Annotated in this window: 16 protein-coding genes; 7 read left to right on the top strand and 9 right to left on the bottom strand. The window is 68.7% G+C overall.

Annotated elements, in window-relative coordinates; genetic code table 11:
• The first annotated feature begins 107 nt into the window (after nt 1–107).
• The 4 genes from AAC067_RS00475 to AAC067_RS00460 are packed head-to-tail and all read left to right on the top strand — an operon-like array spanning nt 108 to nt 3,715.
• A complete protein-coding gene (locus AAC067_RS00475; RefSeq protein WP_312596195.1) occupies nt 108–1,886 on the top strand; it encodes a copper resistance system multicopper oxidase in 1,779 nt (592 codons plus the stop codon).
• Complete coding sequence (locus AAC067_RS00470; protein ID WP_339928453.1) at nt 1,883–3,079, top strand: copper resistance protein B; 1,197 nt, start codon at nt 1,883–1,885, stop codon at nt 3,077–3,079. The genes AAC067_RS00475 and AAC067_RS00470 overlap by 4 nt, the downstream gene beginning before the upstream one ends.
• A 17-nt stretch (nt 3,080–3,096) precedes the next feature.
• A complete protein-coding gene (locus AAC067_RS00465; RefSeq protein WP_339928452.1) occupies nt 3,097–3,480 on the top strand; it encodes a copper resistance CopC family protein in 384 nt (127 codons plus the stop codon).
• A 10-nt stretch (nt 3,481–3,490) separates the two neighbouring features.
• Nucleotides 3,491–3,715: an ammonium transporter family protein gene (locus AAC067_RS00460; protein ID WP_278069301.1), complete on the top strand. Its 225-nt coding sequence runs from the start codon at nt 3,491–3,493 to the stop codon at nt 3,713–3,715.
• A 52-nt stretch (nt 3,716–3,767) separates the two neighbouring features.
• Here the strand turns inward: AAC067_RS00460 and AAC067_RS00455 are convergent, their stop codons facing one another.
• The 3 genes from AAC067_RS00455 to AAC067_RS00445 are packed head-to-tail and all read right to left on the bottom strand — an operon-like array spanning nt 3,768 to nt 4,764.
• Nucleotides 3,768–4,127, bottom strand: coding sequence for a bleomycin resistance protein (locus AAC067_RS00455; protein ID WP_339928447.1), 360 nt, complete (start codon nt 4,125–4,127; stop codon nt 3,768–3,770).
• 35 nt (nt 4,128–4,162) lie between these two features.
• Nucleotides 4,163–4,381, bottom strand: a complete 219-nt coding sequence (locus AAC067_RS00450) for a GDCCVxC domain-containing (seleno)protein (protein ID WP_114818253.1) — start codon at nt 4,379–4,381, stop codon at nt 4,163–4,165.
• Nucleotides 4,378–4,764, bottom strand: a complete 387-nt coding sequence (locus AAC067_RS00445) for an MFS transporter permease (RefSeq protein ID WP_114818252.1) — start codon at nt 4,762–4,764, stop codon at nt 4,378–4,380. The genes AAC067_RS00450 and AAC067_RS00445 overlap by 4 nt, the downstream gene beginning before the upstream one ends.
• A gap of 62 nt (nt 4,765–4,826) precedes the next feature.
• Here AAC067_RS00445 and AAC067_RS00440 point away from each other — a divergent pair, with 62 nt between their 5' ends.
• Nucleotides 4,827–5,231, top strand: a complete 405-nt coding sequence (locus tag AAC067_RS00440) for a helix-turn-helix domain-containing protein (RefSeq protein ID WP_040349355.1) — start codon at nt 4,827–4,829, stop codon at nt 5,229–5,231.
• Nucleotides 5,232–5,271: 40 nt separating this feature from the next.
• Here the strand turns inward: AAC067_RS00440 and AAC067_RS00435 are convergent, their stop codons facing one another.
• Nucleotides 5,272–5,670 carry a four-helix bundle copper-binding protein gene (locus AAC067_RS00435; RefSeq protein ID WP_008261099.1) on the bottom strand — a complete coding sequence of 133 codons (399 nt, stop codon included), beginning with the start codon at nt 5,668–5,670 and terminating at the stop codon, nt 5,272–5,274.
• 929 nt (nt 5,671–6,599) lie between these two features.
• On the opposite strand from AAC067_RS00435, the gene AAC067_RS00430 reads away from it, so the two are divergent.
• Entirely contained in the window at nt 6,600–7,046 is a 447-nt protein-coding gene (locus AAC067_RS00430) for a DUF411 domain-containing protein (protein WP_040349353.1), read from the top strand.
• A gap of 19 nt (nt 7,047–7,065) precedes the next feature.
• On the opposite strand, the gene AAC067_RS00425 is transcribed toward AAC067_RS00430, so the two are convergent.
• The gene (locus AAC067_RS00425; RefSeq protein ID WP_114818250.1) at nt 7,066–9,225 is read right to left on the bottom strand and encodes a heavy metal translocating P-type ATPase; all 2,160 of its coding nucleotides are present in this window, start codon (nt 9,223–9,225) and stop codon (nt 7,066–7,068) included.
• A 136-nt stretch (nt 9,226–9,361) separates the two neighbouring features.
• Between AAC067_RS00425 and AAC067_RS00420 the strand changes: the two genes are divergently transcribed.
• Complete coding sequence (locus tag AAC067_RS00420) at nt 9,362–9,931, top strand: Fur family transcriptional regulator (protein WP_339928439.1); 570 nt, start codon at nt 9,362–9,364, stop codon at nt 9,929–9,931.
• A 294-nt stretch (nt 9,932–10,225) separates the two neighbouring features.
• Here AAC067_RS00420 and AAC067_RS00415 read toward each other — a convergent pair whose 3' ends face one another.
• Genes AAC067_RS00415 through AAC067_RS00400 form a run of 4 tightly spaced genes read right to left on the bottom strand, consistent with a single transcriptional unit; the run spans nt 10,226 to nt 14,088 of the window.
• Nucleotides 10,226–11,152: an acyltransferase gene (locus AAC067_RS00415; RefSeq protein ID WP_339928437.1), complete on the bottom strand. Its 927-nt coding sequence runs from the start codon at nt 11,150–11,152 to the stop codon at nt 10,226–10,228.
• Complete coding sequence (locus AAC067_RS00410) at nt 11,153–11,575, bottom strand: hypothetical protein (RefSeq protein WP_112863181.1); 423 nt, start codon at nt 11,573–11,575, stop codon at nt 11,153–11,155.
• Nucleotides 11,576–11,578: 3 nt separating this feature from the next.
• Nucleotides 11,579–12,022, bottom strand: a complete 444-nt coding sequence (locus AAC067_RS00405) for a DUF305 domain-containing protein (RefSeq protein WP_114818249.1) — start codon at nt 12,020–12,022, stop codon at nt 11,579–11,581.
• Nucleotides 12,019–14,088, bottom strand: coding sequence for a heavy metal translocating P-type ATPase (locus AAC067_RS00400; RefSeq protein ID WP_339928427.1), 2,070 nt, complete (start codon nt 14,086–14,088; stop codon nt 12,019–12,021). Before AAC067_RS00400 ends, AAC067_RS00405 begins: the two co-directional genes overlap by 4 nt.
• Nucleotides 14,089–14,109 lie beyond the last annotated feature (21 nt).

Raw genomic sequence — 14,109 nt, 5'->3', positions numbered from 1 at the left:
GCGCAGAAGGCCGCGATCCCGACCGAGCGGCGCCCTGAAGCAACGGGGCACTGTCGGGAGTGCGTATCTGAATAGCGGCTCAATACCCGCCAGGGAACTTCTCGCTGATGTCCACGCCCCGCCTCGATCGCCGAACGCTTCTCCGTGGCGGCGCCGTCGGCGGCGGCTTGCTGGGGCTGCAAGGCCTGCTCCCCGCCTGGGCGCAGACGGGGTCGCAGGGTCTGCGGGCCGACCTGCCGACGCTAACGGGCCCGAATATCGATCTGACGGTGGGTCACTCGCCCTTCACGGTCGGGGGGCGCACGGGCCACGCCGTGACGATCAACGGCGTTCTGCCAGCGCCGTTGCTGCGCCTGCGCGAAGGCCAGAACGTCCGACTTTCGGTCGCCAATACTCTGGACGAGGACACCTCGATCCACTGGCATGGCCTGCTGGTCCCGTTCCAGATGGATGGCGTGCCGGGCATCAGCTTCCCCGGCATCAAGGCGCGCGAGACCTTCGTCTATGAGTTCCCGATCAGGCAGTCGGGCACCTTCTGGTATCACAGCCACTCCAACCTGCAGGAGGCGATGGGGCACTACGGCCCGATTGTCATCGATCCCGCGGGCGCCGATCCGGTCGCCTACGACCGCGAGCATGTGCTGGTCCTTTCGGACTGGAGCTTCATGCATCCGCACGAAATTCTGGCCAAGCTGAAGAAGAGCCCCGGCTACTTCAACCAGCAACGCACCACCCTCGCGGGCCTCATGGACGGCAGCGACCGCATGAGCCTGGAGGAGCGGCGCATGTGGGGCCAGATGCGGATGGACCCGCGCGACATCCTCGACGTCAACGGTTCGACCTACACCTATCTGATCAATGGCCACGGACCGCAGGAGAACTGGACCGGCCTGTTCCGGCCCGGCGAGCGGGTGCGCCTTCGGATCATCAACGCCTCCGCCATGTCGATCTTCAACATCCGCATCCCCGGCCTGCCCATGACGGTGGTCCAGGCCGACGGCGAGAACGTGCGCCCGGTCGAGACCGATGAGTTCCAGATCTCGGTCGCCGAGACCTATGACGTGATCGTCACGCCGACCGAGGACCGCGCCTACACTATCGTGTCGGAGGCGATCGACCGCTCGGGCATGGGGCGGGCGACCTTGGCCCCGCGTCTCGGGATGACGGCGGAGGTTCCGCCGCTGCGCGAGGTTCCGAACCTCACCATGCGCGACATGGGCATGGACGGCATGGATCACGGCGCCATGGCCGGGATGGACCACGGAGCGTCCGCCCAGGCCGCGGCTCCGGCCGACGACCTGGCCGGCATGCCCATGGCCGGCATGAACATGCGCGATCCTGAGAACGCTCCGCCGGACATGGCGGTCGGCGTGGGCGTAGACGCGATCGCCATGGACCCCGCCAACCGGCTCGGCGAGCGTCCGATCGGGCTCACAAACGTCGACCACCGCGTCCTCGTCTACACCGACCTGGTGTCGCTGGCCCCCAACAAGGACCAACGCCCGCCGTCGCGAACGATGGAAATCCACCTGACCGGCAATATGGAGCGGTTCATGTGGGGCTTCGACGGGCGCAAGTTCTCGGAGTTGGTCGAGCCGATCCGGTTCGAGCGTAACGAGCGGGTGCGCGTGACCCTGGTCAACGACACCATGATGGCGCACCCCATCCACCTGCACGGCCATTTCTTCGAACTGGTGACCGGCGGCCCCGCCGGGCATCAGCCGCTGAAGCACACGGTCAACGTCGCGCCGGGCGGCAAGGTGACCTTCGACCTGACCGCAGACGCGCCCGGGGACTGGGCCTTCCATTGCCATCTGCTGATGCATATGCACGCGGGGATGTTCAACGTTGTGACGGTGCGGCCCATGGACGGAGCCGCCCGATGAACCGCCTCGCCATCGCCCTCGCGCCCCTGATCCTCGCCGCCGGCGCGCTCAGCGCCCAGGCCCAGGATCCCCACGCGGGCCATACGATGCCGGCGCCCCCGGCGCCGTCGCGCCCCGCCCCGGCTCCAGCAGCCGCGCCTCAGACGCCCGCACGGCCCGCCGAGCAGGATCCGCACGCCGGTCACGTCATGCCGCCAGCGCAGACGGCGCCCGCGGCCGATCCCCACGCGGGCCACCAGATGCCGGCTCCGCCCGCCGCCCCCGATCCCCATACGGGCCACGATATGACGGCCCCGGCGCCCGCCCAGCCCGATCCGCATGCGGGCCATGACTTGTCCGCCATGCCCTCTGCCCCGGCCGATGCCCACGCCGCACATGACATGTCGACGATGAGCATAAGACCGCCCGATACGCCGACCAGCGCAGACAATCCCGGCCGTCCTCCGGAAGACCCGCTGCCGGCCGCCGCCCTGGGCGCTCCGTCCCACGCCGCCGATCTCGTCTTTGGCGCCGACGCGATGGCCGCCGCGCGCCAGACCCTGGTCCGCGAGAACGGCGACGTTCGCACCACGGCGGTCATCATCGACCGTCTCGAGGTTGGCCTTGGCGATGATGAGGAGTCCTGGCTCTGGGACGTCCAGGGCTGGAGCGGGGGCGACATCTACCGGTTCTGGTGGAAGTCTGAGGGCGAAGGCGATTTCGGCGGCAACCTGGAGGAAGCCGAGGTTCAGGCCCTCTACAGCCGCGCCGTCTCCCCGTTCTGGGACGTGCAGGCTGGCGTGCGGCAGGACTTCCGTCCTGAGGGCGAGGACACGACCTATCTGGTTCTCGGCCTGCAGGGACTGGCGCCCTACTGGTGGGAGATCGACGCCGCCGCCTTCCTGTCGACCGAGGGCGACCTGACCGCCCGCGTCGAGGCCGAATACGACCAGCGCATCACCCAGCGCCTGATCCTCCAGCCGCGCCTCGAAATCGACGCTTCGGCCAGCGACATTCCAAAACTGGAGATCAGCTCGGGCCTGTCCTCGGTCGAGGCCGGCTTGCGACTGCGCTACGAATTCCGCAAGGAGTTCGCTCCCTACGTCGGCGTCGAGTCGAGACGCGCGCTTGGAGACACCGCCGACTACATCGAGGCCCGCGGCGGCGAGGCCGAGGACACCCGGTTCATCGTCGGCCTCAAGGCCTGGTTCTAACCGAAGGAGACCACCCCATGATCCGCATTCTCACCCTCACGGCGGCCCTGGCTTTCGCCGGCGCCGCCTCCGCTCAGGATCCGCACGCCGGCCACACCATGCCTGCGCAGGCCGCCGCGCCCCAGTCGGGCATCACGACGGTTCCCGCGAATGGCGCGATGACCCAGGGCTCGCCCGAGCGCTTCAGCGTCACCTTTCCGAATGCGATGATCCTCAAGACGGTCACGCTCACCGCCGAAGGCCAGGCCCCGGTCGAGGTGTCCGTTCCCGCCGCGCCCGCCGCCGCGACCGTCGGGGTTGCTCTTCCGCGCCTCGCTCCGGGAACCTACACTGCCGCCTGGACCGCCGAGGGCCCGGACGGCCACAAGATGTCCGGCTCCGTCAGCTTCATGATTCACTAGGAGAACGACGATGAAGGTTTCCACCCTGCTGGCCGCCGCCGGCGCGATCGTGACCCTGAGCGCCGGCGCGGCCCTCGCCGCCGAGGGCTGCGAGTGCTGCAAGGACATGGCCGCGGACGCCGCGATGACGTGCTGCGACGAGATGAAGACCGAGCCCGCCCCGGCCGAACCGGCGCCGCCCGCCCCGGTGCCGTCGGATGCGCCCGCGCCTCAGGGCCACGCCGACCACAACTGATCGTCGCATCGATGGTTTCCGGCGGTTTCCCGTGGGGGAGCCGCCGGACGCCTCAGTTCTGAATCAGGCGGATCAAGTTTCCGTCCGGGTCGATGAGCGCGCCGATCCGCAGTCCCGACTCCTCAAGCTTCGGCGCGTGCAGGCGGGGGTGGCCCCAGCAGGTTTCCGGCAATCCTGAAACGACGCACCCTGCGTAAAACCCGTCCAGGTCGTCCAGCCGCAGGCAGCAGCCGAAGTTGCTGGTCAGCGGATCCACGTCCGGATGCGGGAAGAACTCCAGCGTCAAACCGCCTCTTTTCAGGATCATCCAGCCTTTGTCGCGCCAGTCCTGGTCGAAGCCCAGTCGAGTGTAGAACTGGGACGTAACTTCGAAATCCCGCGACGGTAGGTTGGGCGTGGCGTGGTCGGTCACGGCGAACTCCGGGAATGCAGCAATGCCGCCGTAGCCTAGCCGCAACACCCCTTGCCATCTACCTGGATCGGCGGACACGGCACGTCGGCATAGGAGCAGAACACGCAGCAGTCGCCGGGTAGGGGCTTCAGCTTCATGCCGCAGCCGAGACAATCGTAAAACCAGATGCAGGCGTCGGTGGGCATGGTCTCCGTCGCAACATGACCGCAATCCGGGCAGGTCAGCGTCGAATCCAGAACGATGGCCGGGGTCATCGCATGGCCGCCAGTCGCGGCATGACCCACGGCTCGATGTACGGCTGCCAGGCCATGGAAAGGACGATCAGCAGACTGGCGATCACCAGCAGCCAGAAGGCGAGCCGCGAAGGGTGGCGGCAGGCCCCGTCTTTCCGACACATCCGCAGGCGACGCCAATGCAGCAGCCAGCCCGCGGCCAGGATGACGGCGGCCAGAAGCGTCAGCCAGTTCCGCGCACCCGCGATGACCGCGGCGCCGGCGAAGGATACGCCCGCCACGGACAGAGCCAGAGGCAACACACAGCACGCGGCCCAGGCGAACACCGAGGCGACACCGCCGAGGGCGGCCGAGGCGCTGACGGCGACCTCGGGCATGCGGGGCCGGTCGTAATCGATGGCCATGGGACCTCCCGTTCGATTTCTGCTACAGGCTACAACCCGTAGCCGCTACAGGATCAAGAGCCATGTCCGCACGAAGTTTGACGATCGGGCGCCTCGCTGACAGCGCCGGGGTGAACCTGGAAACGGTGCGCTACTACGAACGTATCGGGTTGATGCCCGCGCCGGCCCGGACCGAGGGCGGCCACCGCAGCTACGAGCCGGAACACGCCCAGCGCCTGCGCTTCATCCGCCGGTCGCGCGAACTGGGCTTCGGCATCGACGCCATTCGGCGCCTGATCGCGCTGAGCGAGCCGGGCGTTCAGGCGTGCTGCGAAGTCCGCGACATGGCCCAAGACCACATCGCCAGCGTGGACGCCAAGATCGAGGATCTGCAGAGGCTACGGAAAGTGCTGAGGCAGGCTGTGGCCGACTGCAGTGAAGGCGGGCGGGTTAGGTGCCCGGTGATTGATGAGCTGGGCTCGAGCTAGCGTCGAAGCTACGACCCTGTGCCGATGACAGCGGTCAGCCTCAGTGCCGTGAAGGCCTGATCGACGCGGCCGCCTCGCGGCAAGCATCTTCGCAACGCCGGCATTCTTCGGCGCAGATACGGCAATGCTCGTGCATCTCGGCGTGCTTCTCGCACTCGATGGCGCAGTCGGCGCAAGCCTCGGCGCAGGTCTCGAGCATGCGCTTTATCAAGGCCTCGTTGCTGCCGGCGCGCCGCACGGCGAGCCCGGCCGTAGCCAGACAGACATCGGCGCAGTCGAGATCGAGCCGGATGCACTGGGTCAGGTCCCTGACCATCTCCTCGGCCAGGCAGGCGTCAGCGCAGATGCGGCATACGGCGGCGCAGCCGTAGCCCGCTTCGATCGCGCGAATGAGGCTGTCGTTCACGCTGCCGCGTACGTCGGGGTGGGTGCTGATCATTGGTTGGATTTGCATCGGAGGCTCCCTCGGGTGATCTGGATCCAACCCCGGCGCCGGGAAGATGTTCCGAACGGCGACGCCTCCCGACCTCGTCAAACCCGTACTTCGCCGAGCCGAGATCATGTGGAAATGCGGTGGACCAGACATCAGGGGCCGGCCGGCGACCTCAAGCTCACATGCATTCGACCACGGATCACTGAACCGCTTGCGATTTGGATCTCCGCACTTGCCCGCGAGAGTTCATCTACAATCGGCGGCGCAACCGAGATTGTGGGGTCGGCGGGCTCCGGAACAGAGAGGCGCTGGTCTTGAGCCAGGGACGTAATGCGTCGGCCCGGGCGCGCCGGGCCGGCCTCGTCCTCGCTGCCCTCGAGGGCCGAAGGCTCGTCTTCGCGAGCGGGCCCGCGCGAAAAGTCAGCCTGTTGGTCGCGCGCGCCGTGTTGCGCCTTATACGGCCGGGCGGAGGCCGTTGCCGCTCACATGCAGTTTTTGGCGCCTTCGGGGCCCCGCAAGCGTCTGCGGGCTAGCTCTCGACGCCACGTTAGCCGCAGCGGACGCTTCGCCTCCGGCTTCCGCCGGCTCCTCAATCCCGTCGCCCATGACCATTCCGCGGGGATCAGCGCTTGCGTGACCGGCCTCGTACGGTCGCGATACGTCAGCGAAGGCATGGTTGCGAGACCCCGGGCGCCTCAGGCGAACGGATTCGCTTGGCCGCGCCGGCCGAGCAGGGGGCTGTGTCCTGCCCGGGCGGGTGCGGGCCTTCTACCAGAGGTTCCGCTGCGATATGGGCGGGCTTAGCCGGCGCTCCACGCCTGGGCGACGTCAGGTCAGGGCGCGACAACTACGCCCGTCGCCAAACCGGCCCGCGCCCGCCATGGTGGGATTTGGACTCCCAAGGAGCGCTCACTTTGGTTCAAACTCGCCCGCGCTTGTCCCGCCGGACCCTCGTGTTCGGCCTGCCCCTGGTCGCCGTGCCCGGCCCGGCCCTCGCCGCGCCCCCGAAACGGATGATCGCCTACAAGACGCCATGGTGCGGCTGCTGCGGCGGCTGGATCGCCCACATGCGCCAGGCGGGCTGGATCGTCGAGGTCGTCGAGCGCGAGGATCTCGCCCCGATCCGGGCCCGGCATGGCATTCCGGACCGCCTCGCCTCGTGCCACACAGCGGTGGTCGGCGCCTACGCCATCGAGGGCCATGTTCCGTCGAGCGATGTCGAGCGGCTGCTCGGCGAACGCCCCGCCGCCCGCGCACTAAGCGCGCCCGGCATGCCGGCGGGCTCGCCGGGCATGGAGGCCGCCGGGCGCGAACCCTATGCGACCGTCCTGATCCTCAACGACGGTTCGACCCGCGTGTTCGGTCGCCACAACGGGGCCTGAGAAGGCGCACCGCCGGCAGTCACGACGGTTGACGACGCGGCGTCCAGCGCAGCAGGCGCATGGCATTGGCGGTGACCAGGACCGTGGCTCCGGTGTCAGCGAGGATGGCGGGCCACAGGCCCGTCACCCCGATCACGGTGGTGACCAGGAACACCGCCTTCAAGCCCAAGGCGATGGTGATGTTTTCCCCGATATTGCCCATCACTCCGCGGGACAAGGCGATCATGTCGGGAATGTCCCTGACCCGGCCGTGCAGGACGGCGGCGTCCGCCGTCTCCAGGGCCACGTCGGTGCCGCCGCCCATGGCGATGCCGACATCCGCCTGGGCCAGGGCCGGGGCGTCGTTGATGCCGTCCCCGACCTTGGCGACCACCAGCCCCTCGGCCTGCAGCGCCTTGACGATGACTAGCTTGTCCTGCGGCAGCAGTTCGGCCCGGGGCTCGATGCCCAGGCCGGCGGCGACCGCCTCCGCCGTGCGGCGGTTGTCGCCCGTCAGCATGATGGTCCGGATGCCCCGCGCCTTCAGGTCGGCCAGACCCTGGACTGCGTCGGGCCGCGCCTCGTCGCGCATGGCGAGGAACCCGGCGACGCCATCCCCGACGACAAGGACGGAAACCGTCTTACCCTCGGCGTTCAGGGCGGCGATGGCCGCGTCCTGGGCCGGCGTGATCGGGGCGCGTCGGGCCGCGGCCTGCGGCGAGCCGAGGAATATGCGTTCGCCGCCGACCTCGCCTTCCACGCCCTCCCCCGGAATGGCCTGGGTGGCCGAGGCCGGCGGCGCCGTGATCTTGTCCGCCTCAGCTCGGGCGAGGATGGCGAGGGCGAGCGGATGGCTCGATCCCGTTTCCAGCGCGGCCGCTAGGGTCAGCAGGGCGGAGGCATCCCGCGTTCCGGCGACGACGTCGGTGACGACGGGCTTGCCGGCGGTCAGGGTCCCCGTCTTGTCGAAGGCGATCGCCGTGATCTTGCCCAGCGTCTCCAGCACGGCCCCGCCCTTCATGAGCAGGCCGCGCCGGGCCCCCGCCGACAGGCCGGCGGCGATGGCGGCCGGCGTGGAGATGACGAGGGCGCAGGGGCAGCCGATCAGCAGCACGGCGAGGCCCTTGTAGACCCATTCGCTCCACGTCCCGCCGAACAGCAGCGGCGGCGTGACCGCGACGAGGGCGGCGAACACGAGCACGCCCGGCGTGTAGATTTTCGAGAAGCGGTCGATGAACCGTTCGGTCGGCGATTTCGATTCCTGCGCCTCCTCGACGAGACGCACCACCCGGGCGATGGTGTTGTCCGAGGCTGAGGCCGTCACGCGCACTCGCAGGACGCTGCCGCCGTTGATCGTGCCGGCGAACACAGGATCGCCCTCGACCTTGCGCTTGGGCACGCTCTCGCCCGTCACCGGGGCCTCGTCGAGGTCTCCCGCGCCCTCGATGATCTCGCCGTCCGCCGGAACGCGGTCTCCGGGCCGGACGAGGATGATCGCGCCCACCGCCACGGTCTCGGCGGCGACCTCCGTGGTCACGCCGTCCACCTCGACGAAGGCGGTCTTGGGCACGAGGGCGGCGAGCCCCTGGATGCTCTTGCGCGCGCGACCAGCCGCCACCCCTTCGAGCATCTCGCCGACGAGGAACAGCAAAACGACGGCGGCGGCCTCTTCCGCGGCCCCGATGAAGACGGCGCCGACGGCGGCGATGGTCATCAGCATTTCGATGGAGAAGGGCGTGCCGTGGCGCGCCGCCGAAAAAGCGCGCGACGCGATCGGAATGAGCCCCACGGCCAGGGCGGCGAGGAAGGCGTATCGTTCCAGGGAGGGGAACAGCGTGCCCAGTCCATAGGCGGACAACAGCGCCAGGCCGCAGAGCGCGGTGAGGCGGGCCTTGCCGGTCCACCACCACGGGGCGCCCCCGGCCCGGGCGGCCGCCGGAGGTGGGCCCGCCGCCGCAGCGACGGCTCCGGACGTCGGCGCGGCCGCTTCTCCGCTGTAGCCGAGGTTGCGCAGTTGCTGCAGGACCGCCTCGTCGGCGAGGTCTCCGCCATGCCGGATCTTGAGCACGCCGGTCTGCACCGCCACCGAGACGTCCTCGACGCCCGGCAGCCTGCGGATCGCCGTGTCGATCTTGCGGCCGCAGCTGGCGCAATCCATCCCGGTGACCCGGTATCGGCTTTCGAGAGTTTGCGCCGTCATGTCTGTTCCTTGTGATCTCTATAGGGCAAGGCTACCTCCTCCAGCGACTGTAGATGGAAGCTAAAAAATGAGCGCGCCGTTCGGTTGGAGTGGAGGGCGCCGTCCGACGAACCCCGGAGGCGAGCCCAGCCCCTTGATGACCTCGCCTTGTCCGCATGACCGGGAGACCGCGCCGCCGACGGCCGCACAGGTGGAACGCGCCCTGGACGCAGCCGCCGCCAGCGTCGCCGCCGCCGGGGACAAGCTGACGCGCCCCCGGCGCAGGGTGCTGGAGCTCCTGCTCGTCGCGGGCGCTCCGGCCAAGGCCTATGATCTCGTGGCGACGTATCACCGGGAGGCCCGCGTCGCGACGCCGGCGACCGTCTATCGGGCGCTGCAGTTCCTCGAGACCCGCGGTCTGGTTCATCGTCTTTCCAGCCTTAAGGCCTATGTGGCCTGCGATCCCGAACGCCTCGGTTCGCCTGCGGTTTTTCTTCTGTGCGACTGTTGCGGCTTCTGTCGCCAGATTCCTTCGTCCGGCATGGCGTCGCTGGGCGCGGCCGCGACAGCGGCGGGCTACGAGATCGAACGGATCACGCTCGAAGGCCAGGGTCTGTGTCCGGCCTGCCGCCCGCAGCGCCCCGGCGCGGCCCGGGATCCGGCCCCCCAGACAGAGCCGGGGGCGGCCGCGGGGGTCCGGGCCCACAGCACTGAGCCGCGCCCCTGATCAAGCCCGGGGCGGGTCGATGGCGGCCTGGCCCGGGCGCCCGGCCGCGGCGACGCCGGGGCCCGCGGCCCATTCCATGGCCTGTTTGGTGGCGGCGGCCGACATTCGGGTCGCCCCCCCCGTCGGGACGGACTAAGCCAGGTCTGGACCGGTCGGTCGAAGCCGTAGCGAAACACGGCGGCGGCCACGAACGCCCCGACCAAGCCGATCGCCCACAGGACCCAGCGAACGCCGGACGACCACGCCTCCTGTCCAAGGGCGTCGAGCAGGCCGAACCAGACGATGCGGCTCACCTCATTCGTGAGGAACATCGAGAACGACATTAGGGCCAGATGCTCGATCAGCCGTGAAGGACTGCGCACCGGCACGGCGCCGGCGGCCCAGATGATCACGGTCATCAGGCCGAGCGACACCAGGCTGAAGGCGCCGAAGGCCTGCAGCCCCACGAGCGCGAAGGCGGCGGCGAGGCCGATCGCCCTGGCCCGGTGCGGCGCGACACAGACCCGCGAACCGTAGAAGGCCGCCGCGACTCCGAGCAGGAAGAGCGGCAGGGCGCGCAGGATGCCGTAGCGCATCGGCAGGCGGTAGATCGGATCGCCGAGCCACAGCGAGGCGGCGATATCGGCGGCGACGACGAGGAGCGTCGCGCCGATCACCACTGCGTCGCCCACGAGGTGCGACCGGCGGCCAGCGCCACAGGGCGCGGCAGATCCAGGGCAGCAGGAGATAGCAGCCGATCAGGGCCGAGAGGGTCCAGGTCGGGGCGTTCCACCCCTGCCCGCCCGGCACGCCATAGGCCTGGACCAGTAGCACCTGCGCGGGCAGTTGCGACCAGTCGAACCAGCGCGGATTGCTGGGCGCGATCCCGGCCAGGGCGGCGCCGCCGACGAGCAGCACCAGGACGAGGCTGACCGCCAGGTGGGCCGGAATGACCCGCAGCAGGCGCTGGCGCGCATAGGCGCGCAGCGAGGCCTGTCCGGACGCGAGGCGATCACCGTAGATGCGGGCCAGGATATAGCCGGAGTCGATGATGAAGAAGTCGGTGAGCAGATAGCCGCGCTCGAAGACTGGATGCAGTTGTCCGAGAGGCACAGGCGCGGCCTCGCGGAAATGGTAGAGGATGATCAGCGCCCCTACGATAAAACGCAGCGCGTCCAGCCAGCCGCCGCGCGCGATCCGGACGGGGCGAGGCGATGGCTCGGTCAGCGCGGCTTCGGGCATTCAGTCAGCCTTCCGTGGCGCAGACTTGGCGGCGGCGCTGCGGTGCTCATGTGGACGCAGGACGATCTGGTCTCGCGAAGCGTAGAGGACGGCCGTTCCCAAAACCCAAACGACGACCAAGCCTCCGACGACCATCAGTCCGGGCCTATCGCGGGGTCCAAACACAAACGAGCAGCCGATCACGCCGCCCAGAATGGCCCCGTAACCAAAATGCAGCGGCACCTTGTGTGCGCCCAGCAGCAGAAGGGCCATGCAGAAGACCAGGCCTCCTGCGAACAGGCTGACCCCGATGGCGACGAGCGTATCGAGCACGGGCCGTGGCTTCAGCGGGCGCGCCTGGAGCCGCCGCCTACCTCGTTGGCGATAGCGGCCTTCCCGCCAACGAATGCTCCGGCCGCGCACGGTGAAGCGTTTGCCGGCCATGCGTCAGGGCCTTGCGTTGGGCGCGGGCGTGTCCTCATGGCGCGCAAGAAGGATTCTCATCCGGACAATTTCGGATTCCTGGGCCGCAATGATCTCATCGGCCAGATTACGCACGTCGCGGGCTTCGCCATGCTCGACGGCGACCTTGGCCATTGCGAGCGCACCCTCGTGGTGGGCGATCATTCCGCGCAGGAAGTCGATGTCGGCGTCGCCCGTGTAGTTGATGCTCATGGCCTGGTGCATCTTCGCGCTGGCCTCGCGATAGGCGCGAGTCGATGGGCTGTCCGTGGTCTCGCCAGCGTGGCTTGCCTCGGTGTCGCTCGGGCGAGAGTCAGCCGCCGACGGCGCCGCAGGGACCTCGCGGGTTTGCCGCGAGATCATCCCGAAGGCGAAGGCCGACAGGGCGAGAAAGACGGCGATGACGGAAATCCATCCGAAACGCTTCATGACGATGTCCTCGAGAGAGCCGGCGGGGCCACGGGGGCGGCCGGGATTGCACTGGGAAGGATGGGCGCCGTTCGGTCGCGGTAGCCGAGCAGGCGCAGAGCGTTGAACACCACCAGCAGGGTCGACCCCTCGTGGAGCGCCACGGCAGGGCCGATGCCAAGGCCGAGGATCGTCGCCGGCACAAGGAAGGCGACGATTCCGAGACTGACGTAGAGATTCTGGAGAATGATGCGCCGCGTCTGTCGGCTGAGACCGACGGTGAAGGGCAGCTGCGACAGGTCGTCGGACATCAAGGCGACGTCGGCGGTCTCAAGCGCAACATCGGAGCCAGCCGCGCCCATCGCGATACCGACGGTCGCCGTGGCCATGGCCGGGGCGTCGTTCACCCCGTCGCCGACCATGGCAATCTTGCCGTCAGCGCGAAGGCGTTTGATGGCGTCGACCTTGTCCTCGGGCATGAGGTCGCCCCAAGCCTCTGTCAGGCCGACCTGTCCGGCGATCGCCTGTGCGGCCTTCTGGTGATCGCCCGAGATCATGATCATTCGCCCGATGCCGAGGGCGCGAAGAGCGGTCAGCGTCGGCCGCGCTGCTGGGCGAGGCGTATCAAGAAGCCCAATGACACCGAGATCGCGCGTGCCGCGTCGCACCACCATCAGGGTTCGCCCCTGCAGTCGCAACTGAGCGACGACAGAGGTTGTTTCGTCGCCGAGCGGCGCTACGCCGTCGACGCCGAACATCTCCGGCTTCCCTATCCAGATCGTCTCGCCGTGCAGCTGGGCGGTCACGCCCTTGCCCGTCAGGCTCTTGAGGTCGATCGCGGCCGGGATGATCGTATCGCGCAAGCGTGCGCCACCGTCGCGCGCGATGGCCTCCGCCAACGGGTGGTCGCTGAGCCGTTCGACCGCCACAGCGACCGCCAGAAGATCGCCCTCCTTCGTCCCGCGCACCGTCATGACGTCGGTGATCCGCGGCCGTCCCTCGGTCAGGGTGCCGGTCTTGTCGAAGGCGATGGCGTTGAGCGAGCCGAGGTTTTCAAGGGGTGCGCCCCCCTTGATCAGGACGCCTGCACGCGCTGCTCGAGCGACCCCGGACAGGACAGCGCTCGGCGTGGCGATCGCGAGCGCGCAAGGGCTGGCGGCGACGAGAACCGCCATCGCCCGGTAGAAACTGTCGCGGAAGGGTTCCTCGACGACGACCCAGGCGAACAGCAGGACGAAGGCCAGCGCCAGAACAGCGGGCACGAAGATGCGCTCGAACCTGTCCGTGAAGCGCTGGGTCGGCGACTTCTGCGTCTCGGCCTCACTCACCATCCGAACCACCTTGGCCAGGGTGGTGTCGCTCGATGTGCGGGTCGTCTCAATCTCGATGGCGCCTGAGCCATTGATCGTGCCCGCGAAGACGAGGGACGCCGATCCGACCTGGGCCGGCCGCTCGCGCGCCGCGGCGGCGTCCGGGACCGGCTGCTTGTCGACCGGCATGCTTTCGCCAGTGACGGGGGCCTGGTTGATACTTGTGGCCCCGACCACGACAAAGCCATCAGCGGGCAGTCGTTCGTTTGGACGCACCACTACGGTATCGCCGACGACCAGATCTTCGACAGGCAGTTCGACCACCTGTCCGTCGCGTCGCACATGGGCGGTCCGGGGAGCCAACTCGGCGAGGGCCTCGATCGCGCGCTTGGCGCGGCCCATGGCGTAATGTTCGAGCGCATGGCCAATGCTGAACAGGAACAGCAGGAGGGCGCCTTCGGCCCAGGCCCCGAGCGCCGCCGCGCCTGCGGCAGCAACGAGCATCAGGGTGTCGATCTCGAAGCGCTTCTGGCGGAGGTTCTCGAACGCTTCTCGCACCGTGAAGAAGCCCCCGAAGATGTAGGCGACGACGAAGAGGGCGATGGGGATCCAGCCCGGAAGGCCTGTCGCAAGCTTTTCCAGGGCGAATCCAAAGCCCAGGGCGAGGCCGCTGGCGAGGGCGAAAATCAGCTCGGTATTGGAACCGAGAAGGCCGCCGTGACGGTGGTCGTCGGACTCGCTTTCGGCATGGTCCGGTCGTGTTGTGCTGGTGGTCATGAACATAGTTCCGGCTGGGGG

Origin of the sequence: uncultured Brevundimonas sp. (assembly GCF_963977465.1) — a bacterium.
Classification (GTDB): domain Bacteria; phylum Pseudomonadota; class Alphaproteobacteria; order Caulobacterales; family Caulobacteraceae; genus Brevundimonas.
The sequence above is the reverse complement of the archived record's forward strand: the minus strand, read 5'-3'. Positions and strand labels throughout refer to the sequence as shown.

What these genes read in the sequence shown, in the direction of transcription:
- AAC067_RS00475 (WP_312596195.1), top strand. Translation starts at nt 108, where the DNA reads ATGTCCACGCCCCGCCTCGATCGCCGAACGCTTCTCCGTGGCGGCGCC.
- AAC067_RS00470 (WP_339928453.1), top strand. Translation starts at nt 1,883, where the DNA reads ATGAACCGCCTCGCCATCGCCCTCGCGCCCCTGATCCTCGCCGCCGGC.
- AAC067_RS00465 (WP_339928452.1), top strand. Translation starts at nt 3,097, where the DNA reads ATGATCCGCATTCTCACCCTCACGGCGGCCCTGGCTTTCGCCGGCGCC.
- AAC067_RS00460 (WP_278069301.1), top strand. Translation starts at nt 3,491, where the DNA reads ATGAAGGTTTCCACCCTGCTGGCCGCCGCCGGCGCGATCGTGACCCTG.
- AAC067_RS00450 (WP_114818253.1), bottom strand. Translation starts at nt 4,381, where the DNA reads ATGACCCCGGCCATCGTTCTGGATTCGACGCTGACCTGCCCGGATTGC.
- AAC067_RS00445 (WP_114818252.1), bottom strand. Translation starts at nt 4,764, where the DNA reads ATGGCCATCGATTACGACCGGCCCCGCATGCCCGAGGTCGCCGTCAGC.
- AAC067_RS00440 (WP_040349355.1), top strand. Translation starts at nt 4,827, where the DNA reads ATGTCCGCACGAAGTTTGACGATCGGGCGCCTCGCTGACAGCGCCGGG.
- AAC067_RS00435 (WP_008261099.1), bottom strand. Translation starts at nt 5,670, where the DNA reads ATGATCAGCACCCACCCCGACGTACGCGGCAGCGTGAACGACAGCCTC.
- AAC067_RS00425 (WP_114818250.1), bottom strand. Translation starts at nt 9,225, where the DNA reads ATGACGGCGCAAACTCTCGAAAGCCGATACCGGGTCACCGGGATGGAT.
- AAC067_RS00420 (WP_339928439.1), top strand. Translation starts at nt 9,362, where the DNA reads ATGACCTCGCCTTGTCCGCATGACCGGGAGACCGCGCCGCCGACGGCC.
- AAC067_RS00415 (WP_339928437.1), bottom strand. Translation starts at nt 11,152, where the DNA reads ATGCCCGAAGCCGCGCTGACCGAGCCATCGCCTCGCCCCGTCCGGATC.
- AAC067_RS00410 (WP_112863181.1), bottom strand. Translation starts at nt 11,575, where the DNA reads ATGGCCGGCAAACGCTTCACCGTGCGCGGCCGGAGCATTCGTTGGCGG.
- AAC067_RS00405 (WP_114818249.1), bottom strand. Translation starts at nt 12,022, where the DNA reads ATGAAGCGTTTCGGATGGATTTCCGTCATCGCCGTCTTTCTCGCCCTG.
- AAC067_RS00400 (WP_339928427.1), bottom strand. Translation starts at nt 14,088, where the DNA reads ATGACCACCAGCACAACACGACCGGACCATGCCGAAAGCGAGTCCGAC.